The following is a 21,532-nucleotide window of genomic DNA, read 5'->3' on the forward strand; positions in this document are numbered from 1 at the left end:
AACGCTGACGGACACCCGCGGCCCCTGTACCCCGGGGGCCGCGGGTGCTCGAATCGGAGGGTGACCACCTCTCCTCAGCACCCGCCCGAAGAGGACCACGGCGGCGCGCCGGTCGGCCGCCGTCTGGTCCTGGGCAAGCTCGGCCTCGGCGCCCTGGGCGTGGCCGCCGCGCCACCGCTCCAGCGAGGCCTGGAGACGTTCCTCGGCGCCGCCTCCGACAAGGACCCCACGGGCCTGACGGACCTGCTCCCGAACGGCGGCGGCTTCCGCTACTACTCGGTGGCCGCGTCCGTCCCGCGCAAGAACGCGTCGACCTACCGCCTGAAGATCGACGGCCTGGTGGACCGCGAGGCCGATTACACCCTGGCCGATCTGCGCGCCCTGCCGCAGACCCGCCTGGTGCGTGACGTCCAGTGCGTGACGGGCTGGCGGGTGCCGGCCACCCCCTTCGAGGGCGTGCGGCTCTCCCGCCTGCTCGACGCGGCAGGCGTACGCCCCACCGCCCGCGCCGTCCGCTTCACCTGCTTCGACGGGACGTACAGCGAGAGCCTGACCCTGAAGCAGGCCCGGCGCGCGGACGTCCTGGTGGCGCTGCGCATGCAGGACAAGGACCTGGGCCACACCCACGGCGGCCCGGCCCGCCTCTACGTCGCCCCGATGTACTTCTACAAGTCGGCGAAGTGGCTCTCCGGGATCACGCTCACGGACGAGGTGGAGCCGGGCTACTGGGAGAAGCGGGGCTACGACGTCGACGCGTGGGTGGGTGATTCGAATGGCAGGGACGACGAGCCCACGGCCTGAAGTGACGTCACGGGTACGGAGGTTCAGCCCGGCACAGCGCTGGGTGCACCGGGTGACGGCCCTCCTGATGGGGATCTGCGTCGCGACCGCGGCGTGTCTGTACCTCCCGCAGCTCGCCGAGCTCGTGGGGCGCCGCGCGCTGGTGGTGACCGTTCACGAATGGTCGGGCCTGCTGCTCCCGGCCCCCTTTTTGGCGGGGCTCGCCTCCCGCGCCTTCCGCGGCGACCTGCGCCTCCTGAACCGCTTCGGGCCGCACGACAGGGCCTGGCTGCGGCGCCGCAACCCGCACCGCAGGGCGGGAAAGTTCAACGCGGGCCAGAAGCTGTACGCGGGCTGGCTGGCGGGGGCGGTCCTGGTGATGCTGGGCACGGGCCTGCTGATGTGGTTCACGGACCTCGCGCCGCTGGCCTGGCGTACGGGAAGCACGTTCGTCCACGACTGGCTGGCCCTCGCGCTGGGCGTGGTGATCGCCGGGCACGTGGGGATGGCGTGGGCGGACCCGGAGGCGCGGCGGGGGATGCGGACCGGGTCGGTGGACCCGGAGTGGGCGGAACGTCGGCATCCGCTGTGGCGCAGGTAAAGCAAACGCCGGACGGGCTGGATGTTCCGGCCCGTCCGGCGTTCGAGGACGTTCTGACCCCGGCTAGATCACCAGGGACAGCAGCAGCACGAACCCACCCGCGACCACGGAGATGATCGTCTCCATAACGGACCACGTCTTGATCGTCTGCCCGACGCTCATCCCGAAGTACTCCTTCACCAGCCAGAACCCCGCGTCGTTCACATGCGAGAAGAAGAGCGAACCCGCTCCGATGGCAAGGACGAGCAGCGCCGTGTGCGTGTCGGACATGTTCGCGGCCAGCGGTGCCACCAGGCCCGCGGCCGAGATGGTGGCGACGGTCGCCGAACCCGTGGCGAGGCGGATCACCACGGCGATCAGCCACGCGAGCAGCAGCGCCGGAATCGACCAGTCCTCGGAGATCTCCAGGACCATCTTGCCGACACCGGAGTCGATGAGGGTCTGCTTGAAGCCACCGCCCGCACCGACGATCATCAGCACACCGGCGATCGGCGCGAGCGACTTCTCGACGGTGGTCGAGAGCTGCCCCTTGGTGAACCCGGCCGCACGGCCCAGCGTGAACATGCCCACGATGACCGCCGCGAGCAGCGCGATCAGCGGCGAGCCGACGACGTCGAAGACGCGCTGAACGGTGTGCTCGGGGTTGTCGACGATGATGTCGACCAGGGCCTTGGCCAGCATCATCACGACGGGCAGCAGCACGGTCGCGACCGTCACGCCGAACCCGGGGCGTTTCTCCAGGTCCTCCGAGGGACGCTGCGGCGTCATCTTCTCGGGGACGGGGACGTCCACCCACTTCGCCGCGTACTTCGAGAAGACCGGTCCGGCGATGATCACCGTCGGGATGGCGACGAGCACGCCGAGCGCGAGGGTGATGCCGAGGTTCGCGTCCACCGCGTCGATCGCGACCAGCGGGCCGGGGTGCGGCGGGATGAGCCCGTGCATCACGGACAGGCCGGCCAGGGCCGGGATGCCGATCCGCATCAGCGAGTAGTTGCCCCGCTTGGCGACCATCAGGACGACCGGGATCAGCAGCACGATGCCGACCTCGAAGAAGAGCGGAAGCCCGATCACCGAGGCGATCAGGACCATCGCCCACGGCATGGAGCGCCCGCCCGCCTTGGCGAGGATCGTGTCGACGATCTGGTCCGCGCCGCCGGAGTCGGCGAGCAGCTTGCCGAGGATCGCGCCGAGCGCGATCAGCACACCCACGCCCGCGACCGTCGAGCCCAGACCTGCGGTGAAGCTGGCGATCGCCTTGTCGAGCGGGGCGCCCGCGAAGGCGCCGAGGGCGAGCGAACCGATGGTCAGGGCCAGGAACGCGTGCAGCTTGAACTTCGTGATGAGCAGGACGATGACGGCGATGCCCGCGAGGACGGCGACACCCAGCTGGGCATGGCCAGCGGAGGTGATCGGCTCGACGGCGTCCGCTGCCAGCATCTCAACGCTGAGACTGGTCACGGTGTCTTCCTTGTACGTCAGGGGAGGGGGGTGCGGGGGACGGGGGCTTACGGGGAACTACGGGGGACTACTGGTCGAGCGAGCCCAGAGCCTGGAAGGCCCGCTCGCTGATCTCCTCCGGACTGCCGGTGACGTCGACCGCGACGCCCGCCTCGTCCGCGCCGAGCGGCTGCAGCGTGGCGAACTGCGAGTCGAGCAGGGCCGTCGGCATGAAGTGGCCCTGGCGGTGCGACATCCGGTCCTCGATGAGGGCCCGGTCACCGGTGAGGTGCACGAAGACGACGCCGGGGGCCGCGGCCCGCAGCCGGTCGCGATAGCTGCGCTTCAGCGCCGAGCTGCTGACCACACCGCCGAGCCCGGCCCTGCCGTGGGCCCAGGCACCGATGGCATCGAGCCACGGCCAGCGGTCGTCGTCGGTCAGCGGGGTCCCGGCCGACATCTTGGCGATGTTCGCCGGGGGGTGGAAGTCGTCGCCCTCGGCGTAGGGAACGCCGAGCTGTGCCGCGAGCAGGGGACCGATCGTTGTCTTGCCGGTTCCTGCCACGCCCATCACCACGACGACATGGGGGGTGCTCATCGCTGTGCTGCCTCGCTGTCTTCTTCGACATCGGTCCGAAACGAGCCGTCGGTCCGGAACGAGCCACGGGACGGGGGAGACCCGTGGCTCGTTCACGTCACTGAAACCCATTAGGTCCGACAAATTCAAGAGGCTGTGACACAAAAGTCTGACTTTTTGTTCCCGTGGGTCCCCACATACCCTGACGACATGACCGATCAGGCCCGTGGGCTGCACGCTCGCGTACTGGAAAGCCTCGGGCCCGCCATCACCGGCGGCGAGTACCCGCCGGGCAGTGTGTTGCGCACGGACGAGCTGGCCCAGCGCTTCGAGGTGTCACGCTCCGTCGTGCGCGAGGCGGTGCGGGTCCTGGAGTCGATGCACCTGGTCGAGTCCCGGCGCCGGGTCGGCGTGACGGTGCGGCCCACCGCGGAGTGGAACGTCTACGACCCCCAGGTCATCCGGTGGCGTCTGGCCGGCGCCGACCGGCCCCGCCAGCTGCGCTCCCTCACGGTCCTGCGCTCGGCGATCGAACCGGCCGCCGCCGGGCTCGCCGCCCAGCACGCCACTCCCGAGCAGTGCGCCGCCCTCACCGAATGCGCCCTCGGCATGGTCGCCACCTCGCGGGGCCAGCAGCTGGAGGGCTACCTCTTCCACGACATCAACTTCCACCGCATCGTCCTGAACGCGTCGGGCAACGAGATGTTCGCCCGCCTCGGTGACGTCGTCGCGGAGGTCCTCGCGGGCCGCACCCACCACCAGGTCATGTTCGAGGACCCGGACCCGGCCGCCGTCACCCTCCACGTGAGGCTCGCGGAGGCGGTGCGCGAGGGTGATCCGGTGCGCGCGGAGGAGCTGACCCGGGAGATCGCGGTCGGGGCGCTGCACGAGCTGGACATTCTCGCCCCGTAGCGTCGGGGACAATGGTCCGCATGTCCCGACGTGCCCCCCGCCCCCAGACCACCTGCCCCTGCGGCCACCCCCAGCCGTACGAGAAGTGCTGCGGACGGCTGCACGGCGGCGAGGCCGTGGCCGCCGTGCCCGAGGAGCTGATGCGCTCCCGGTACTGCGCCTTCGCCGTCAAGGACGAGGCGTACCTCCTGCGCACCTGGCATCCCCGCACCCGGCCGCCCCGCGTCGAGTTCGACTCGGGCCTGCGCTGGGTCGGCCTGGAGATCCTGGACACGGCCGACGGCACCGCGTTCCACACCACCGGCACGGTCGAGTTCCGGGCCCGCTACACCGACGGGGGCCGCCCCGACGCCCTGCACGAGCGCAGCCGCTTCGAGCGCGTCGACGGGGTGTGGGTCTACGTCGAGGGAGAGTTCATCGACTAGGGCTCCTGGGCGCCTGCCGCCGCCTCACAGGACATCGCCGTACTCGCTCATGACCCCCGGCGGAGCCAGCGCGTTCACGTAGTGCCCCGGCCCGTGGTCCTCGAAGGAGTACGTGAACGGGATCGTGCGGGTCAGCGCGAGGCGCGTCGCGAAGAACGCCAGGGGCGCCACCACCGCGAGCCCGGCGAGGCTGTCCATCTGCGGGTAGGGCGGCGCCGGTTCGCGCACCTCGACCCAGCCGGCCTCCCGGCGCGGGCCTCGCGCAAGGCCCTCCACGGCCCGCCCCACCGCTTTCGCCCGCTGCCCTGCCATGGCACGCAGCCTGCCGCCGAGCAGATCGCCGGGCAGGGCGAGCGCCTCGGTCAGCGCGTCCGCCACCAGCGAGAAGGCGCCGTCGGCCAGGCCACGCCGCCCCCGGTAGTGGAACTCGCGGCCGAAGGGTGCGTAGGGCCCGACCGGGCGCGGCGGCAGCGCGGGCACGACGTCACGGTCGTAGATGTAGCGGATGAGCCGGTCACGCAGCACGTGCACGCCCCGCGGGTCGCGGGCCTCGTGGCAGGCGCGGGCCAGCTCCGGCCCGCCCAGCATGGGCTGGCCGAAGGTGTAGACGGCCCTCAGACGTTCCGCGACAGCGGCGTAACGCGGCTCGTGGGTCAGCACGACGCCCATCAGCGCCGCCATCGCACCGCCCAGGCTGTGCCCGGTGATGTAGAGCGCCTCCATCCCGTCGCCCACCGTGCCCTGCTCGTCGGGGTCGACGGACTCGCCGCGCAGCGCCCGCTCCAGGGCCTGCATGACCAGGTACCGCGAGGCCCGCATGTTGCGGTAGAAGCCCGCGTGGACGTCGTACTGCTCGTTCCCGAGGGCCACGCGCAGCGTCTCGGGCCGTACGTCGGCGTCGGTGAGGATGCTGATGATGTCCTCGGGCTGGGTGCCGCGGTAGCAGAGGATCACCACCCGCCGGTCCTTGTCCTGCAGCAGGTACGCCGCCGAGGCGATGTACATCGCGCCCACCCGCTGCTCGAAGACCCGGCAGCGGTTCTCCTCGAGACCGAGGCGCGCCATGATCATGGCGAGCGTCTCCGGGTCGGCGTCCTCGGCGGTGCCGGCGTACGAGTACGCCGCGCACGTCGCGAGCGCGTGCGGGACCACGCCCTCCGGATCGGGCTGCGACTTCTCCGCCACCAGCCGTTCCACCAGGTCCGGATAGACCGGGAAGCCGGGCCCGGGACCGATGTCCGGACCGGCCTTGAACGGGCGGCGCAGATCGCTGAAGGACGGAGCGCGGACGTGGTGGTCGCGCATGGTTCCCCCCGGAACGTGCGGCGACGGCAACGGAGTTGCGAGCACACCACCGGCCCGGTCCGCAGTCAACTCGCGCGCGCCCGGGCCCCGCCCACCCGTCACGGACCGGCCACCGGCGCGCCCCGCTCCTGGGGTTGCTGTGAGAGAAGACCCCAGAGGGACAGCCGCACGATCACCCGCGCCGCCTTCCACGGCCGCCTCCGGGCGCCCGACAGGCCCAAATGCCGCCGCCCGCCTGCCTGTTCGAGGCCGGGACCGCGCCCCGCACATAGGCGGGAACCCGCGCTGCGGCCGTCCGGCGCCGCCAGTAGCGTCCTAGAGCCCTGTCCTCGGACAGGGCTCTGCAACGTGTCCCAGCCCCGTCCCGTAAGCCTGCGTGCGAAGGAATCGCCTGATGGCCGACACCGGACAGTACGAGCAGACCTACGAGCGATACGTGGGCGGCAGCCCCGAGGCGGAGCACCGCCTCTTCGAGCGCCTGGCCCGCGAGATCATGAAGGTCCAGGCGAAGAACCGCCGTACCAGTGACGCCGGTTCGCTCGCGCGCACCCAGCACGCGAAACCCGCGCTCGGCGTGGAGAACGCCCGCCTCACCTTCCACGAGGACCTCCCCGAAGCCCTGCGCGGCGGATTCGCCCGGCCGGGCGCCGAGTACGCGGCGACCGTGCGGCTCTCCAACGCCAGCGGCACCCGGCAGCCCGACGCCGTGGCCGATCTGCGGGGCGTGGCCGTGCGCGTGACGGTGTCGGACGAGGAGAGCCACGACCTCCTTGCCACCAACTTCCCGGTGTCGCACGCCCGCGACGCCCGCGAGTTCGTGGCCTTCGCCAAGGCCATGGCGGGCGCGAACAGCACCCTGCAGAAGGCCTTCGGCCTGTTCGTGAAGCTGCCGCTCGCCGTCGGGTTCTCCACCGCGACGCGGATGCGGCGCAACATCCAGGCCGCCACCCGGCACAAGGTCGACAGCCTCGCCAAGGAGACGTACTGGAGCCGCGGCGCCATCCTCTGGGGCGAGTCGGGCCCCGTCCGCTACCTGCTGCGTCCCGTCCTGGGCAGCGCCCCCGACCCCAAGCCCGAGCGCCGCGACCCGGGCTTCCTGCACCGGGAGCTCGCGCACCGCCTCATCACCTCGGACGTCGTCTTCGACCTGTGCGTCCAGCGGTACGTGGACGAGCAGCGCACGCCCATCGAGGACGGCTCCGTGGAGTGGAAGGACAACGTCGCGCCCCCGGTGCCCGTCGCGCGCCTCACCGTGCCACGCCAGGACCTGGCCACCGCCGACGCGCAGGCGGCGGCCGGCCGGGTCGAGGAGCTCGCCTTCAACCCCTGGTACACCACCGACGAGTTCCGCCCCCTCGGCAACCTCAACCGCGCCCGCAAGGCCGCGTACGAAGCGAGCGTCGCCCACCGCCAGGGCCTGCGCTTCACCACCGAGGAGCCGCTGCGCAACACCCTCCTCGGCATCCCCGTCGGCCGGTTCTTCGGCGCGCTCAACCGCTATGTGCCGTGGTACAAGCTGCCGTTGGAGGCGAGCCTGCTCAACCTGGTCTATCTGCGCAAGGTGCTCCGGCGCCTCAACCTCATCGACACCGACGTCCACGAGGCGCCGCCGAAGGCCGTCCGGGTGCCGCCGTCCGCCGACGAACGGCTGCGCACGGCCCGGTCGTACGACGGCACGTACAACGACCTCTCCGCGCCCAAGATGGGAGCCGTGGGCGCGGCCTTCGGCCGCAACCTGAAGCCGGACTACCGGCCCGATCTCTTCGACACCCCGAACCCGGTCACCGTCAGCCGCACGCTCCTGCAGCGCGACACCTTCGTGCCCGCGACCTCGCTCAACATCCTGGCCGCCGCCTGGATCCAGTTCCAGGTCCACGACTGGGTCAACCACGGCCGCTACCCGACCGGCACCAAGTCGGTCGAGGTCCCGCTGCCGCCCGGCAGCACCTGGCACAACACCCCGGGCGGGCCGCCCGAGAACGTCATGCGCTTCGCCGAGAACGAGGGCATCCAGCTCCCCGGCAACCAGCCACCGATCCTCTTCGCCAACACGGCGTCCCACTGGTGGGACGGTTCCGAGGTGTACGGCGCCGACGAGCAGACCGCGAGGTTCCTGCGCGAGGCCGACGGCAGCGCCGACCTGCGCCTGGAGGACGGCCACCTGCCCACCGGCCAGAACGGCATCCCGCTCACCGGCTTCAACGAAAGCTGGTGGCTCGGCCTCAGCGCCATGCACACCCTCTTCGCCCGTGAACACAACGCGGTCTGCGCCGCCCTGCGCCGCGAGTACCCGGCGATGAGCGAGGACAGCGTCTACCACACGGCGCGTCTGGTCGTCTCCGCCCTCATCGCCAAGATTCACACGGTGGAGTGGACCCCGGCGATCCTCGCCACCGAGGCCATCGACCTCGGCCTGCACACCAACTGGGAGGGCCCGCCGAACAACTGGCTCAACAAGCTGGGCCTGTGGCTCCTGGAGTCCCACTCGCTGACCGGCATCCCCAAGACGCTGCCGGACCACCACGCGGCGCCGTACTCCCTCACCGAGGACTTCGTCACCGTCTACCGGATGCACCCGCTGATCCCCGACGACTACGTGATGCGCGAGCACCACTTCGGGCAGCGCCTGGAGAGCCTGACCTTCCAGGACATCCAGGGCGGCGCCGCGGAGGCCGCCATCCGCAAGACGGGCCTGGCCGACACCCTCTACTCGCTGGGCATCGCCCACCCGGGCGCGATCACCCTGAACAACTTCCCGCGCGCGCTGCAGCGCTTCGAGCGCGACGGCGAGATCATCGACCTGTCGGTCGTCGACCTCGTCCGCACCCGCAGGCGGGGCGTGCCGCGCTACAACGACTTCCGTGCGGGCCTGCACAAGCCGCGCATCCGCCGTTTCGAGGACCTGAGCCAGGACCCGGAGACCGTCGCGCGCCTCAAGGACGTCTACAGCTCGGTCGACGAGATCGACACCGTGGTCGGCCTGTTCGCCGAGAACCCGCCGACCGGCTTCGGCTTCAGCGACACGGCCTTCCGCATCTTCATCCTGATGGCCACCCGGCGCCTGCAGAGCGACCGCTTCCTGACCGTCGACTACCGCCCCGAGATCTACACGCCGCTCGGCATCGAATGGGTCGAGAAGAGCGGCATGAAGTCCGTGATCCAGCGGCACGCCCCGGACCTCGCGGGTCTGCTGTCCCGTGACGCGAGCGCGTTCGCCCCATGGCGCCAGGTCAAGCCGGCGCGGGACGGAGGCAGCGATGCCAACGGATGAGGCCGGACCCGACAGCCGGGCGAACGGCCACCACCCCGGGCTCGCCGACCTCTTCGTACGTCCCCTTCTGGAGACGGTCTGGCGCCGTCGCACCCACCGGGTGAGCCGCGGCGCCACCGTCCCCGCCGGGTCGATGAGCTACGTCTCCAAGGACGCCCCCCAGCCCCTGACCGAGCTGGAGGAGGCGGTCCTGATCGCCCTCACCGGCTGTACGGGGCTGACCATGCCCGACCGCCCCTTCGAGGACCCGCGCGACGGCAAACCGATCATGGCGAAGCCGAACCTGACCATGGCGGGGCGCACCGCGGGCAGCCCCGACAACGCGCAGGGCACGCACTTCTTCCTGATCAACGACACGGGCACCTACTACCTGAGGAAGCTGCCGCCGGCGCCCGAGGAACCCTTCGACGACGCGACCCTGACCGCCCGCGCGCGGGAGGCCAAGGTCAAGGTCCTCGGTCACCGGCTCGACGTGGCGGAGGGCCTGCGGGACTTCCCCGCCTACCTCGACTCCAACCGCTTCCTGTCGAACCTGCCGGGCACGACGGTCCTCTTCCCGGTGGTCGACCTGTCCCACCAGTACATCAACGCCCTGATGTACCTGCTCACGCAGCCGGACGGGGCGCGGCCCACCCTGGTGGACGACCGGAACTTCTACCGTCCCGCGGGCGTACAGAAGTGGATCAAGAACGGTTTCCTGAACGGGGAGCTGAAGCTGCCGCTGGGGGCCCTCGGTCCGCTGCGCACCCAGATCGAGGCCGACCTGCTGCTGCAGAACCTGATGCTGGTGGCGGAGGCGATGGGCCTGGGCGCCTGGATCCACGCGTCCATCAACCCCCAGATCGCCCTGGGCGACCCGAAGTTCTCCCGCGCCTACGGCAGGATGCTCGGGTTCACCTTCGTCACCCCGCGCTGGCGCCCGGCCGACATCTGGCGCTGGCACATCCCGCTCCCCAAGTACGCGAACGTCCGCTCGCACCCGGTGGGCCTGAAGGGGCCGGACGGCGAGCAGCTGATCTCCGCGATGTGCCCGCCCGCGTTCGCGTCGATGTCCGACGCGGTGGACGAGGTGATCCGCGAGAAGTTCGGCCCCGGCGGCGTCTACGGCGACAAGGACGTCTTCACCCGCATCTACCGGGAGGACTACGGCCAGCGCTATCTCGCCGAGGCGAGCGAGTACGAGGAGCGGGTGATCGAGTGCGCCCGCGACATCTGCACGTACATCCTGCGCACCCACCGCCGCTTCCCCGCGCACACGGACGCGATCCACGTGCCGGGCATCTGGCTGCAGGCCCACCACGTGGAGAACGAGTACTACGACAAGTACTTCACGCAGGGCCTCACCCCCGCACACCGCCGCCACGAGGGTCTGTGGGACGGAGCCTAGACGCCCGGTGAGGTGCCCGTTCGGCGGTATCGCGGGCTGGCTTCGGGGGGATTGCGGGTATTCGATCCGACATGCCCTCAGCACCCGATACTCCGCCGGACGACGGACGTCGACCCCCGCGCTTCCACCGCCGCCTGCCGGCGTCCTCCTCGTTCGCCGGGCTCGCCTGGAACCGGGGGCGGGAGATGGAGCTGATGCACCGTGCCATGGGCTTCGCGGCGCTGAGCTTCCTCACTCTGGTGCCGCTGCTGGTCGTGGTCGCCGCGGCCGACCTCGCGAGGGGCGAAGGGTTCGCCCGGTGGCTGGTGCAGGGGCTCGGGGTGTCCGAGGTGCCGGAGGAGGCGATCAAGCAGCTCTTCGGTGTGCCGGGGCGGGCGCTGCAACGGACCACGGCCCTGGGCCTCGCCGCGCTGGCCGCGTTCGGCGTGACCTTCGGGTCCGCCGTGCAGACCGGCTACGAACGTGCGTGGGATCTGCCGTCGGCGCGCTGGCACACCATGTGGCGGCACGTCGTCTGGCTGGCCGTGCTGGTCTTCGTCCTGCTGCTCTTCGTCACGCTGCCCGCGCCGGAGGAGTCGTCCGCCGCCGAGACCGCTCTCGTCACCGTGGGCGACACCATCGGCGTGTTCCTCTTCTTCTGGTGGTCACAGCGACTGCTGCTCTGCGGCCGGGTCCGCTGGCGGGCGCTGGCCCCCGGGGCCGCGCTGACCGCCCTCGGGCTGCTCGGGCTGCGGGTCTTCTCGCAGTTCGTCTTCTCCCCGCTGATCGCGTCGAACGCGGTGACGTACGGCCCGTTCGGCACCGTGCTGATCCTGCAGTCCTGGCTGGTGGGGGTGGGCTTCGTCGTGTACGGCGGGGCCCTGGTGGGCCGCCTGGTCCATGAGCGGCGGCTACAGCGCGGACTGCCGGCCGGAGGACCGCTCTGACGGCAGAGCGCCGGGGTGCCGGAGCGCGGTGGCCACGCGGACCAGGTGGGCTCGTTCCTCCGCCGGGGGGACCGAAGGCAGGGGAGCCGTGGGGAGGTCCTGCCGGGGCGGAATGCCCTGCTGCTTGCGGTCGATGGCATCGATGAGCGTGGCGGCCGCGCACGCGGCGGTGAGGTCCGGTGGCGGGGTGGAGGCGGGAGCCGAGCGCAGGACACCGTCCGCGGGCTCGGGCCGCATCCAGGGGTGCAGGGCGTGGATGGCGTCGGAGATCTCCATGATGCGGCGGGGCAGGTACCACGTCGTGACGTTGAGGGCGAGCTTCTCCGTGAGCGGGCCCGGCGGGGCGAGCGCCAGGCGTGGATCGCCGACCTGCACGGTCAGTTCCCACAGGGGGTGGAGGGTGCGGAAGTCACGGCGCTCCTCGATCCAGGCGTCGAGGGCCGGCGCCAGGTAGCCGTACTGCACGAGAAGGATGCCGGCGCCGCTCAGGAGAGGCACGCCGAGGTGCAGTACGTCGATGTGATGGGCACCGAAGGAACTGGCCGTCAGCGGCGGGAGCTTGAGCGCGAACGACGTCCCCAGAAGGAGCGCCCCGATCTGCACCGCGTACAGCCCGCGGCTGATCGAGGGGCGCTCGTCCTGCTGGGCCAGGCGCAACGTGCCGCACCGGCGAGCGGTGGCGAGCAGGGGAGTGGCGATGGCCACCCAGGTGACGGCGAAGAAGAAGACCACCAGAGGGTGGGTGTCGACGGTGATGCGCCCCGCCCCCAGGTCCCGCGGGTAACGGAAGGCGGCCAGGAAGTAGAGCGTGACCATGCCGATGCCGAGCGGCGGATACAGCGTGGCCGGGCGGACCAGACGGCGCACACCCGAACGGGGGACGTCGCCGTGGTCCTGGCCCCAAAGGCGCACCGCCACATGCGAGTTGACGGCGAAGCCGAAGAGGCACAGATAGATCAGCAAGGTGCTGAAGGTGGGGATGCCGGAGATGGCTCCGAGCCGGCGGTAGAGCGCCGGATACATGAGCAGAAAGGAACCGGCGGCCAGCAGCGCCCCCCAGGCGAGGATGCTCAGGGAGCGGGCGGAGTTGTTGCGCAGCGCGAGTACCTTGCTGGCCGCCGTCATGACCGACAGACCGCTGAGGAGGAAGTAGAGGGTGACGTAGACGGTGTTGAGGGCCGTCATCAGACACCGGTTCTGCGATGGGCCAGAGAAGCCGCGAGCTGGGCGTTGCCGATCTGATCCGCCCGCAGGTCCAGCATGGTGACCAGCTGGGTGGCCACCACTTCCGCCTCCCGCTCCTGCGGGGAGCCGTAATGGGAGCGCCCCATCAGGACCCCGCGGACGACGTCCGGGTGCATCCCGGGCAGCAGGGTGCGCACGGTGGCCCTGTCGAACAGGGCGCCTTGGGCCGGAGCGTGCCCGCGCCACAGGTGCACGAGCTCATGGCAGGCCGTGAGAATCCTGTTCAGGGGCGAGGCACTGTCACCGATGACGATGACGTCGCGGTGGGCCAACTGCGCGCAGAATCCGGTGAGTCCGGAGGGCAGTCGGCGATGGTGGACCTCGACCGGCCGGTCGCGTACGCGTGCCACCGACTCGACGACATCCTTGAGCACGGGCAATTCCGGAAGATCGAGTTCTCGGATGAGCCGGATCGCGCGCCGCCGTTCACGGCCGATTCGCATGGTGCCCCCGTAGTGTTTCGACGCTCGCGGTCGGGTCAGGACCACGTACGAGTGATCCTATGACCACCGGACTGATCTCGGACACAGTGGCGAATCTGAGGCTAGGAGGCGCTGTCGTGCGGGCCTGGTTCCGCGAGCAGGCTCTCGATCACGGCCGCGACCTCTGACGCCTGCCCCGGGGGGAGCCCCGCCATCCGGAAGGCGATCTGCGCGGCGGCGGGATTGTGGGAGATACGGCGATAGGCGGCCAATGCCTTGAGCGTGTCCTGCAGTTCGACGGCGACCGGCTCGCTGCTGTCGTACGTGAGGGCTTCTCGCCGGACCCCGAAGTGGTGCGCGACGGAGCCGAGGTCATCCGTCAGGAGGGCGTCGATGCCGACGCGGAGAAAGGCCGCCAGCGGCGCCAGCTTCGAGAGGGTGGGCTGGCTGTGGCCTTCGAGCAGCTTGTCGAGATACGTCGACGACATCCCCGAGGCCCTGGCCGCCGCCCGCAGCGAGTAGCGCTGCCCACGCTCGTCCACGCGCTGCGCCAGCAGGTGGTTGAGGCGGTCGGTGAAGCGTGCGGAGATCTGTTCCTGCGGAGGGTCGCGGTGCAGGGGTTCGAGCGGACGGCCGCGGCGCAGGCCGACGATCCGGGCCACCGGCACGCCCGTGGCCTCGGAGACCTCCTGGTCCGTCCAGGGGCGGCCCAGCCGGGCGGGTATGACGTTCTGGAACAGCTGCTCCAGACGCTCGGCCACGCGCTGCGCCAGCTCATCACCACCATCACTCACAGCCAAGCTCCTTGTCTGCCCGGGGCGTAGGGGCCTGGGGAGTCTAGAGGTTCCTCGAACGCCGTACAGGGCCACTCGGTCATAGGGGAAGAACTGGGCGGTTCCCGGCGGGACTTGGGGAGCTTCATGAGGGTGCCATTAATAGTTGACACTTGTGCGGGTGGCCAGTGAGGATTCGGTGCGAACGGCTGATCGGGCGGATGCACCCTCCAGCACGGCATGTTCAGGGGGATTCTCATGTGTACGTACAGGCTTCGAGTGCCGAGAGGCGCGCATCTCATGCCGCCTGGCCCCGCCCACCTGCTGATCCCGGGCGGTCCGTGAGCCGCGATGCCCCCCATGGCATCGGCCCCGCGTACAGAAGCCACTGATCCCGTCGGCTCCGGTCGTCGGCGTCCCCACGGTGGTCGCGCCCCCTCCGCGGTGCGCTCTTGACCCGCTGCGCCCCACGAGGCCGAACTGCACCCGCGAACTGCACCCGCGAAACGCAACCCGCGGAATGTCCCTGCGTGAACCCCGCGTGATGTACCTGTGTGATGCATGCACCTGTGTGATGCACCTAATTTGTGAGGCTTGACTTGCCCCCCACCTCCGAGTCCGGTCCGTACCCGTCCTTCGCGCTCGCCCCGTTCTCCGACCCGGGCATGCGTCAGCCTCCGCCGGAGCCGACGCAGTTGAACGCCACCCGCCAGGACGCCGAGCGCTTCGAGAGACGCACCCGACAGGGACTCGTCGTCTGTCTGACCGCGCCCCTCCTGGTCTTCGTCCTGATCGCGGAGCTGCCCGAGCCGCACCCCGTCCTCGGGCTCGTGTCCCTCCTGTACGCCCTCCACCTGGGGGCCTTGCTCCGTCCGGTGTGTACGGGACGCCGCTACGCGTTCCCGCCGCTCGCCCTGCTCGCCCCCACCTTCGTGTGGCCGGTCTGCCTCTGGCTCCTCCCTCACACCGGGGCTTTCGCGCGGGCGGAGGTCGTCCCGCTCTCCGCGATGGCCGTCGTGCCCGCGGCCGTCGTCGCCGCCGAGTTGTCGCCGCGCGTCCAACTGGCCACCGGCTTCACCTGCCTCGGGCTGTCCGCCGCCGTCAGTCCGGACCCGCTGACCTCGGCACTGGTCGCCGGCGGGATCTGTCTGACCGTCATCATCGCCGTCCGCAGCCTGATGCGGCCCGTGTCCGTCATCTCCCGGCTGGAGGTGGCCGCGGATGTGGCCGCCCGGCGCGCGGTGGCCGAGGAACGGCTGCGGATGTCCCACGATCTGCACGACACGCTCGGCCGCCATCTGGCCCTCATCGCCCTGAAGTCCGAACTCGTCGCCCGTACGGGGAAGTTGCAGGAGATGGAGGAGGTGCAGGTGTTGGCGCGGACCTCACAGAGCGAGCTGCGGGCGGTGGTCAACGCCGTGCGCACCGCGTCGCTCGACGACGAGCTGGAAGGCGCGCGCTCCCTGCTCCAGGCCTTCGGCATACGGTGCGACGTGATCGACGAGGGGTGCGGCCCGAGCTTGCCCCGCGAGGTGCGGGAAGTCCTCGGCTGGGCGGTGCGGGAAGCGGCCACGAACGTCATCTGGCACGCGTCCGAGGCCACGGCCTGCACGTTCACGCTGACCGTATCCGGCGTGGGGCAGGAGAGGGCATGCGAACTGCGGGTGGTGAACGACGGTGTACGTGACGCGCGGGAGCGGGGAACGCCAGTCGGTACGGGCATGAGCGGGCTGAAGCGGCGCCTCGACCCGCTGGGAGGAAGCCTGGAGCACGGACCTCGGCCTCAGGGCGCCTACCGCCTCCTGGTCACTGTCCCCCTCGCGCGAGAGGTGTGAGGGGTGCGGATTCGCGTACTGCTGGCCGACGACGAGAAGATGATCTTGGGGGCGCTCTCCGCGTTGCTGGCGGCGGAGGACGACCTCGAAGTGGTCGGCGAGGCGGCGGGCGGGGTGGAAGCGGCCGAGATGGCGAGGGCGCTCGTTCCTGACGTCTGCGTGCTGGACCTGAGCATGCCCGACAAGGGGGGAATCAGCGTCATCCGAGAGCTGCGGCACGCCCGGCCCTCCGTACGGTGCGTCGTGGTCACCTCCCATACGGCGCCCGGACATCTGGCCTCGGCCCTGTCGGCGGGGGCCTGGGGCTTCGTGCCCAAGACAACGTCGGCGAAAGCGCTGGCCGTCATCATCAGGGCGGTTCACCGGGGCACCCGCTACGTCGATCCGGAGATGGCGGCGAAGGCGATGTCGGCGGGAAAGTCTCCGCTGACCCGGCGTGAGACGGACATCCTGGCGCTGTCGGCGGACGGGGCGCCCATAGACACGGTGGCGCGGCGCGCGGTGCTGTCCCAGGGGACCGTACGCAACTACCTCTCGAAGATCGCCGGGAAACTGCAGGCGGCGAACCGGCACGAGGCCGCGCATGTCGCCCGGCAGAAGGGCTGGATCTGACCGACAGGCCTGAGCCGCCCCTTGCATCCCGCTTCTTGCCCGTGTGGTCTCGGTCACATTCCCTCTGTCCGCGCTGACCGCAGTGCCAATTTTCGTGGCGAAGTTGCAGGTCAGCGCGGCAACTGCGGCATGGATCGGGATGACATCCGTCATGCCGGAGCCGTGGCACATGTCAGGCATCCGGAAGGATCGACGCGCTGTGGTGCTGTGACCTGCGCCATAACGAAGGCTCATGGGTGGCTGCTTGTATCCCTTGCGGGTGGCCGACGGAGGCAGCTGCACGAGCCCTCCGTGAGACCAGCATGAGGGAGCGTCGTATGCCGGATGCGGTGATCGTCGGTACGGGACCCAATGGGCTCGCCGCTGCTGTAACGCTCCTGCGGGCGGGACTCGGTGTCGAGCTGTACGAGGCGCACGACACGCTCGGCGGCGGTCTGCGCACCGAGCCGCTCTTCGACTCCGACGTCGTGCACGACCTGTGCGCGGCCGTGCACCCCATGGCGGCCGCGTCCCGGTTCTTCCGGGAGTTCGACCTGACCGCGCGCGGCGTCGACCTGCTCCAGCCCGAAGTCCCCTACGCCCACCCGCTTTTCGGGGAGGATACCGTCCTCGCCCACCGCGACCTCGCCGAGACGAGCGCCGGACTCGGCGCGGACGGCGCACGCTGGCGCCGGCTCATGGCGCCGCTCGCCGCACACAGCCAGGGAGTTGTCGACCTGATCCTCTCCGGCCAGCGCGGCATCCCCGACGACCTGGCCGCGCCGCTGCTCCTGGCGCCCAGGGTCCTCGCCCACGCCACCAGAATGCCCTTCCGTACCGAGCGGGCCAGGGCGCTGCTCACGGGCGTCGCCGCACACGCCGTCGGCAGGCTCCCCTCGCTGGCCGCAGGGGCCGTCGCCCTGCTCCTGGGACACCTGGCGCACACCACGGGATGGCCGCTGCCCCGGGGCGGCAGCGCGCGCATCGCCGACGCCCTCGCCGCCGACATCACCGCGCACGGCGGCCGCATCCACACCGGGCAGCCCGTCAAGGACCTCGGCGAACTCGGGGACGTACCCCTGGTGTTGCTCGACACCAGCCCCAAGGGACTCCTCCGGCTCGCCGGCGACCGGCTGCCCGCGCGCTACCGCCGGTCCCTGGAACGCTTCCGGTACGGGCCAGGGGCGGCCAAGGTTGACTTCCTGGTGTCCGGACCCATCCCGTGGGCCGACCCCGAGACCGGCCGGGCCGGCACCGTCCACCTCGGCGGCACCCGCGCCGACATGTTCCGTACGGAATCGGCGGCCGTACGCGGCATCCGGGACCCCGAGCCGTTCGTGCTCCTCGTCGACCCCGCCGCGACCGACCCCGGCCGTGCCGTCGGCGGCAGACGTCCGGTCTGGGCCTACGTCCACGTTCCGAACGGCGACCGGCGGGACCCCGTCGACCTGGTCCGTCGCCGCATCGAGCGGTACGCGCCGGGGTTCGGTGACACGGTCATTGCCGCGCGCGGTGTGAGCGCCGCCGACTACGAGACGTACAACCCCAACTACGTCGGCGGTGACATCGGCGGCGGGGCCATGACCCTGCGTCAGTCGCTGCTGCGACCCGCCGCGCGGTGGGACCCGTACAGGACTCCGCTGCCCGGCGTGTACCTGTGCTCGGCCTCCACGCCACCAGGACCCAGCGTGCACGGGATGTCCGGCCATCTGGCCGCGCTTTCCGCACTGCGCCACACCTACGACATCCGAACCCCACCGTCGCTCCGTCCGCACGGGCGCTCGTAATGCCGATTCTGTTCACCGCATCTCAGGTCGGGACTTACATTTGTCACATTCGGCGGGACTCCTCCGTCGGCGTTCTCGCAGGACAGCCCATAAATGCATGACTAATGTCATCACCAATTTCACGCCAGGACTGTCTCCACCTCTGTGATCTTCATATAGTGGTGCCTCGCTTCACATCAACAGGAGGAATGGATCATGGGCAAGATCGCTGCCTTTATGAACCAGCAGGAGCTGGGTTCCCTCGAAGAGGGTCTGATGAACGCCGACGGCACGCCCGTCATGGCGACCCCGGCCGTGGCCGTGCCGGTCACCGCCAAGATCACGGCGGGCATTGTCGCCTTCACCGTCCCGGTGGGCGCGTACGTCGCCGGCCGTGTCGTCAACTAAAGGCCGCCGGGCTTTCAGAGCGTCTGTGAAAAGGAGATCAGAGTGACTCACATCATCGACAGTGTGCGTTCGATCACGGAGCCGACCCTGACCGAGGGCGAGCAGGACCGTGTCACCCGCACCATGCCGGTCGCCTTCACCCCGGCCGTTCTCGTCACCTGCCCGTACGCGGGCGGCGGACTCGCGGCCGGCGCGACCATCGTCGGTGCGTACGAGCTCGGCCGTGCCGCCGGCGCCGGCGGCAAGTAGAGAACACCGTCAGCAGCCCCAGACCTGAGCGTGGGCTCCTGAAGCCGCTCGGAGCGTGACGTCTGCGAGCACCAGGCGAGTTGTCGGGCCGCGCCGCAATCGCGGCCCGACAACTTTCAGATATTAGCTCACCCCATGGTTCAGTCGTGAGGAACATCTTGTGAGACGAATGAAGAAGCTTGTCTCGTCGCTTTTCTCTCCGGTGCCGATATCGCGGGACCGTGCCCTGGGTATATCCGAGCGGCTTTCCGCGCTCACCACTCTCTCCTCCTCCCTCGAATATCTGCACCAGCACAAGCAGCTGGATCCCGGCGGCCTCAACGACTGGGAAATCATGAAGGAGGCCCCGGAGACCAAGAACCTGGCCATTCGTAAACTCACCGAGGCCGTCAGTGGCAAAAAGGTGACGGTGGCGATTCACGTCGCGCGCGCCGCCGTGAGTGCCGGACTCCTTCTCCCGGGAAACAGCCGGTGGCGCGGCGCCGGAAATCTTTTCCTCACCGCTTCCACCTCCGTCCTGCAGACACGCCACCGGTACGGCACGGACGGTTCGGACCAGGTGGCGAACCTGGTGCAGACCGCCAACGGCCTCGCCCGCCTCTCGAAGAGTCCCCAGACCAAGGACGCGTTCCTCTGGTACGTGGCGATGCAGGCGAGCCTGTCCTACGCCGCCTCCGGCTGGGTCAAGCTCATCGGAGAGAAGTGGCGTGACGGCTCGGCCCTGCCGGGGGTGATGCGCACCCGCACGTACGGGTTCGAGAGCGCCTACCGCCTCACCCAGCGCTACCCGCGGACCGCGAAGTACCTGCAGCACAGCGTGCTCGCGATGGAATGCCTCTTCCCGGTCGTGTACCTCGCCGGCGGCAGGCTGACCCGCCCGATGATCGCGGCAGCGGGAAGCTTCCACGTGGCCAACGGATTCGTCATGGGACTCGGGCGCTTCATGACGGCCTTCCCGGCCATGCACCCCATGGTCGCCTACACCACGGCCCCCAAGACGCACCCGTCGGTGGCGGGCCGCGACGACCGCGCGGTGAAGGCAGCGGGCCTGCTTCTCGCCGGAGGCGTCGCCGTCGCCGCCGCGGTCGCCGCCCAGCGCCGTGCCGTGGTCCTCGAAGGCTGGCCCACCTCGCGGAAGTTCGTCACCCGGCACGGCAACGAGCTCATGTACGAGACGGGCGGCCGGGACGACGAGACGGACGCCCCGGTGCTCGTCTTCTGCGCGGGACTCACCTCGACGTCCGAGCACTTCGCGTGGATCACCGAGCGGTTCGTGAACGACTCGGACCACGCGATCGTCGCCTACGCACGCGCCGGATACGCGGGCAGCCTCCGCAAGACCAACGCCCCCTTCGTCCTGGACGAGTCGGTCGACGACCTCGAGGACCTGATCCGCGCCACCGTGCCCGCGCACCGCAAGGCGGTCCTGGTCGGCCACTCCCTGGGCGGAGAGCTGATCCGCCGGGTCTCGACCCGTATCCCGGACCGGGTCGCCGGCCTCGTCTACCTCGACCCGTCCCACCCCGCCGAACTGCAGCGCTCCGAGCGCCAGAGCGACGGCGCGAAGGACCTCAACGACAACATCACGCACGCGGCCCGCTACCTCTCCCTTGGCACCGGCATCCTCATGAGCCGCCCCGCGTGGCTCGACAGGCTCCCGGCGAACTACCGGGACAAGGTGTTCGCCCAGTACACCGATGCCCGCCTCTGGAAGGCCGGCAGGCGTGAATGGGCGGCGGTCGAGAAGGACTTCAGGTCCTTCGACGGCGACCTGCCCCAGGTGGCGGCGCCCGCGCTGATCATCGCCGCCCAGCAGACCGTGGACCAGGACCCCGAGCAGCTCCTGATGTACAACGAACTCGTCCGGGTGCACCAGGGCGGCGAGGTGAAGGTCGTCGACGGCGCCGACCACGACTCCCTCCTGACCAACGCGCTGTACGCCCACAAGACGGTGCAGCACATGACCGACTTCCTGGAGCACGGTGCGGGCGACGCGCAGAGCGAGTCCGCCGTCGATGGACAAGGAGCACAGCGGTGAAGCCGACAGCCCTGCTCAAGGACACGTTCACCGGTCCCGGCTCCCTGGCGCGCGTCGTGGGCGCGGGGATGCTGGTGGCCACGGTCGCCGCGCAGCACCCGCACCCGGCGTTCGACCGGGTCCGCTCCAAGGACCTCTTCTCCTTCATCCCGAACTGGAAGTTCTTCGCCCCGAACCCGGCGACGCACGACTTCCACTACGTCTACCGCACCCTCGACCACACGGGCGGCACGTCGGAGTGGAGCGAGATCGACATGATCGAACCCCGCAGGATGTACCAGGCGTTCTGGTTCGCCACCCGCCGCCCGGAGAAGTCGGTGTTCGACCTGTGCACCGCCATCCTCCAGCAGGCCACCAAGGCCGGAGCGACGGAGGTGCAGAAGACCTCCTCCTACCGTGTCCTCGCCGAGTTCATCCGCAAGACGATCCGCGAGCAGCAGGGCGAGGCGAACGTCAAGGGCTTCCAGTTCGCGGTCGTACGCGCCGCGGGGCACGACACCAGCGAGGAGCCCGAGCCGCTGTTCATCTCCCCGTACACCCCGATGCGCAGGATCGGTCCGCACCTCGCCGCGGCCTGAGCA

Annotated in this window: 20 protein-coding genes; 14 read left to right on the forward strand and 6 right to left on the reverse strand. The window is 70.2% G+C overall.

Going from position 1 to position 21,532, the window contains the following annotated elements:
• Positions 1–60 precede the first annotated feature (60 nt).
• Both AB0M70_RS17370 and AB0M70_RS17375 read left to right on the forward strand, forming a co-directional pair.
• A complete protein-coding gene (locus tag AB0M70_RS17370) occupies positions 61–801 on the forward strand; it encodes a molybdopterin-dependent oxidoreductase (RefSeq protein WP_365820832.1) in 741 nt (246 codons plus the stop codon).
• Positions 773–1,381 carry a cytochrome b/b6 domain-containing protein gene (locus AB0M70_RS17375; RefSeq protein WP_365820833.1) on the forward strand — a complete coding sequence of 203 codons (609 nt, stop codon included), beginning with the start codon at positions 773–775 and terminating at the stop codon, positions 1,379–1,381. Before AB0M70_RS17370 ends, AB0M70_RS17375 begins: the two co-directional genes overlap by 29 nt.
• A 63-nt stretch (positions 1,382–1,444) precedes the next feature.
• On the opposite strand, the gene AB0M70_RS17380 is transcribed toward AB0M70_RS17375, so the two are convergent.
• Both AB0M70_RS17380 and AB0M70_RS17385 read right to left on the reverse strand, forming a co-directional pair.
• A complete protein-coding gene (locus AB0M70_RS17380) occupies positions 1,445–2,842 on the reverse strand; it encodes a gluconate:H+ symporter (protein WP_365820834.1) in 1,398 nt (465 codons plus the stop codon).
• 67 nt (positions 2,843–2,909) lie between these two features.
• A complete protein-coding gene (locus tag AB0M70_RS17385; protein WP_365820835.1) occupies positions 2,910–3,419 on the reverse strand; it encodes a gluconokinase in 510 nt (169 codons plus the stop codon).
• Between the two features lie 189 nt (positions 3,420–3,608).
• Between AB0M70_RS17385 and AB0M70_RS17390 the strand changes: the two genes are divergently transcribed.
• Both AB0M70_RS17390 and AB0M70_RS17395 read left to right on the forward strand, forming a co-directional pair.
• Positions 3,609–4,310: an FCD domain-containing protein gene (locus AB0M70_RS17390; protein ID WP_365820836.1), complete on the forward strand. Its 702-nt coding sequence runs from the start codon at positions 3,609–3,611 to the stop codon at positions 4,308–4,310.
• Between the two features lie 20 nt (positions 4,311–4,330).
• Positions 4,331–4,735, forward strand: coding sequence for a YchJ family protein (locus tag AB0M70_RS17395; RefSeq protein ID WP_365820837.1), 405 nt, complete (start codon positions 4,331–4,333; stop codon positions 4,733–4,735).
• A 24-nt stretch (positions 4,736–4,759) separates the two neighbouring features.
• Here the strand turns inward: AB0M70_RS17395 and AB0M70_RS17400 are convergent, their stop codons facing one another.
• Positions 4,760–6,040 carry a lipase family protein gene (locus AB0M70_RS17400; RefSeq protein WP_365820838.1) on the reverse strand — a complete coding sequence of 427 codons (1,281 nt, stop codon included), beginning with the start codon at positions 6,038–6,040 and terminating at the stop codon, positions 4,760–4,762.
• Positions 6,041–6,434: 394 nt separating this feature from the next.
• On the opposite strand from AB0M70_RS17400, the gene AB0M70_RS17405 reads away from it, so the two are divergent.
• The 3 genes from AB0M70_RS17405 (at position 6,435) to AB0M70_RS17415 (ending at position 11,624) form a co-directional block, all read left to right on the forward strand.
• The gene (locus AB0M70_RS17405; RefSeq protein ID WP_365820839.1) at positions 6,435–9,311 is read left to right on the forward strand and encodes a peroxidase family protein; all 2,877 of its coding nucleotides are present in this window, start codon (positions 6,435–6,437) and stop codon (positions 9,309–9,311) included.
• Positions 9,298–10,698, forward strand: coding sequence for a hypothetical protein (locus tag AB0M70_RS17410; RefSeq protein ID WP_365820840.1), 1,401 nt, complete (start codon positions 9,298–9,300; stop codon positions 10,696–10,698). The genes AB0M70_RS17405 and AB0M70_RS17410 overlap by 14 nt, the downstream gene beginning before the upstream one ends.
• Positions 10,699–10,769: 71 nt before the next feature.
• The gene (locus AB0M70_RS17415) at positions 10,770–11,624 is read left to right on the forward strand and encodes a YhjD/YihY/BrkB family envelope integrity protein (protein ID WP_365820841.1); all 855 of its coding nucleotides are present in this window, start codon (positions 10,770–10,772) and stop codon (positions 11,622–11,624) included.
• Here AB0M70_RS17415 and AB0M70_RS17420 read toward each other — a convergent pair.
• The 3 genes from AB0M70_RS17420 to AB0M70_RS17430 form a co-directional block, all read right to left on the reverse strand.
• Positions 11,589–12,809: a DUF6545 domain-containing protein gene (locus AB0M70_RS17420; RefSeq protein ID WP_365820842.1), complete on the reverse strand. Its 1,221-nt coding sequence runs from the start codon at positions 12,807–12,809 to the stop codon at positions 11,589–11,591. The genes AB0M70_RS17415 and AB0M70_RS17420 overlap by 36 nt on opposite strands.
• Positions 12,809–13,312 carry a hypothetical protein gene (locus tag AB0M70_RS17425; RefSeq protein ID WP_365820843.1) on the reverse strand — a complete coding sequence of 168 codons (504 nt, stop codon included), beginning with the start codon at positions 13,310–13,312 and terminating at the stop codon, positions 12,809–12,811. Before AB0M70_RS17425 ends, AB0M70_RS17420 begins: the two co-directional genes overlap by 1 nt.
• Positions 13,313–13,413: 101 nt before the next feature.
• Positions 13,414–14,085 carry a helix-turn-helix transcriptional regulator gene (locus AB0M70_RS17430; protein ID WP_365820844.1) on the reverse strand — a complete coding sequence of 224 codons (672 nt, stop codon included), beginning with the start codon at positions 14,083–14,085 and terminating at the stop codon, positions 13,414–13,416.
• A 578-nt stretch (positions 14,086–14,663) separates the two neighbouring features.
• On the opposite strand from AB0M70_RS17430, the gene AB0M70_RS17435 reads away from it, so the two are divergent.
• From AB0M70_RS17435 to AB0M70_RS17465, 7 genes are all read left to right on the forward strand, one after another.
• Positions 14,664–15,899, forward strand: coding sequence for a histidine kinase (locus AB0M70_RS17435; RefSeq protein ID WP_365820845.1), 1,236 nt, complete (start codon positions 14,664–14,666; stop codon positions 15,897–15,899).
• Positions 15,900–15,902: 3 nt separating this feature from the next.
• Positions 15,903–16,511 (forward strand): response regulator transcription factor, encoded by a 609-nt coding sequence (locus AB0M70_RS17440; protein ID WP_365820846.1) that lies wholly within the window; start codon positions 15,903–15,905, stop codon positions 16,509–16,511.
• A 317-nt stretch (positions 16,512–16,828) separates the two neighbouring features.
• The gene (locus AB0M70_RS17445; RefSeq protein ID WP_365820847.1) at positions 16,829–18,277 is read left to right on the forward strand and encodes an NAD(P)/FAD-dependent oxidoreductase; all 1,449 of its coding nucleotides are present in this window, start codon (positions 16,829–16,831) and stop codon (positions 18,275–18,277) included.
• Positions 18,278–18,472: 195 nt separating this feature from the next.
• Positions 18,473–18,664, forward strand: coding sequence for a hypothetical protein (locus tag AB0M70_RS17450; protein WP_365820848.1), 192 nt, complete (start codon positions 18,473–18,475; stop codon positions 18,662–18,664).
• A 42-nt stretch (positions 18,665–18,706) separates the two neighbouring features.
• The gene (locus AB0M70_RS17455) at positions 18,707–18,913 is read left to right on the forward strand and encodes a hypothetical protein (protein WP_365820849.1); all 207 of its coding nucleotides are present in this window, start codon (positions 18,707–18,709) and stop codon (positions 18,911–18,913) included.
• 169 nt (positions 18,914–19,082) lie between these two features.
• On the forward strand, positions 19,083–20,951 hold the full coding sequence (locus AB0M70_RS17460) for an alpha/beta fold hydrolase (protein WP_365820850.1): 1,869 nt from the start codon (positions 19,083–19,085) through the stop codon (positions 20,949–20,951).
• A complete protein-coding gene (locus tag AB0M70_RS17465; protein WP_365820851.1) occupies positions 20,948–21,529 on the forward strand; it encodes a hypothetical protein in 582 nt (193 codons plus the stop codon). Before AB0M70_RS17460 ends, AB0M70_RS17465 begins: the two co-directional genes overlap by 4 nt.
• The last annotated feature ends 3 nt before the right edge of the window (positions 21,530–21,532 follow it).

This window comes from Streptomyces sp. NPDC051214, from assembly GCF_040682375.1.
Taxonomy (GTDB): Bacteria; Actinomycetota; Actinomycetes; order Streptomycetales; family Streptomycetaceae; genus Streptomyces.

Excerpts from the sequence above, each read along its gene's own strand:
- AB0M70_RS17390 (WP_365820836.1), top strand. The coding sequence starts at position 3,609 with ATGACCGATCAGGCCCGTGGGCTGCACGCTCGCGTACTGGAAAGCCTC.
- AB0M70_RS17445 (WP_365820847.1), top strand. The coding sequence starts at position 16,829 with ATGCCGGATGCGGTGATCGTCGGTACGGGACCCAATGGGCTCGCCGCT.
- AB0M70_RS17415 (WP_365820841.1), top strand. The coding sequence starts at position 10,770 with ATGCCCTCAGCACCCGATACTCCGCCGGACGACGGACGTCGACCCCCG.
- AB0M70_RS17385 (WP_365820835.1), bottom strand. The coding sequence starts at position 3,419 with ATGAGCACCCCCCATGTCGTCGTGGTGATGGGCGTGGCAGGAACCGGC.
- AB0M70_RS17405 (WP_365820839.1), top strand. The coding sequence starts at position 6,435 with ATGGCCGACACCGGACAGTACGAGCAGACCTACGAGCGATACGTGGGC.
- AB0M70_RS17395 (WP_365820837.1), top strand. The coding sequence starts at position 4,331 with ATGTCCCGACGTGCCCCCCGCCCCCAGACCACCTGCCCCTGCGGCCAC.
- AB0M70_RS17375 (WP_365820833.1), top strand. The coding sequence starts at position 773 with ATGGCAGGGACGACGAGCCCACGGCCTGAAGTGACGTCACGGGTACGG.
- AB0M70_RS17420 (WP_365820842.1), bottom strand. The coding sequence starts at position 12,809 with ATGACGGCCCTCAACACCGTCTACGTCACCCTCTACTTCCTCCTCAGC.
- AB0M70_RS17425 (WP_365820843.1), bottom strand. The coding sequence starts at position 13,312 with ATGCGAATCGGCCGTGAACGGCGGCGCGCGATCCGGCTCATCCGAGAA.
- AB0M70_RS17400 (WP_365820838.1), bottom strand. The coding sequence starts at position 6,040 with ATGCGCGACCACCACGTCCGCGCTCCGTCCTTCAGCGATCTGCGCCGC.
- AB0M70_RS17410 (WP_365820840.1), top strand. The coding sequence starts at position 9,298 with ATGCCAACGGATGAGGCCGGACCCGACAGCCGGGCGAACGGCCACCAC.
- AB0M70_RS17460 (WP_365820850.1), top strand. The coding sequence starts at position 19,083 with ATGAAGAAGCTTGTCTCGTCGCTTTTCTCTCCGGTGCCGATATCGCGG.
- AB0M70_RS17450 (WP_365820848.1), top strand. The coding sequence starts at position 18,473 with ATGGGCAAGATCGCTGCCTTTATGAACCAGCAGGAGCTGGGTTCCCTC.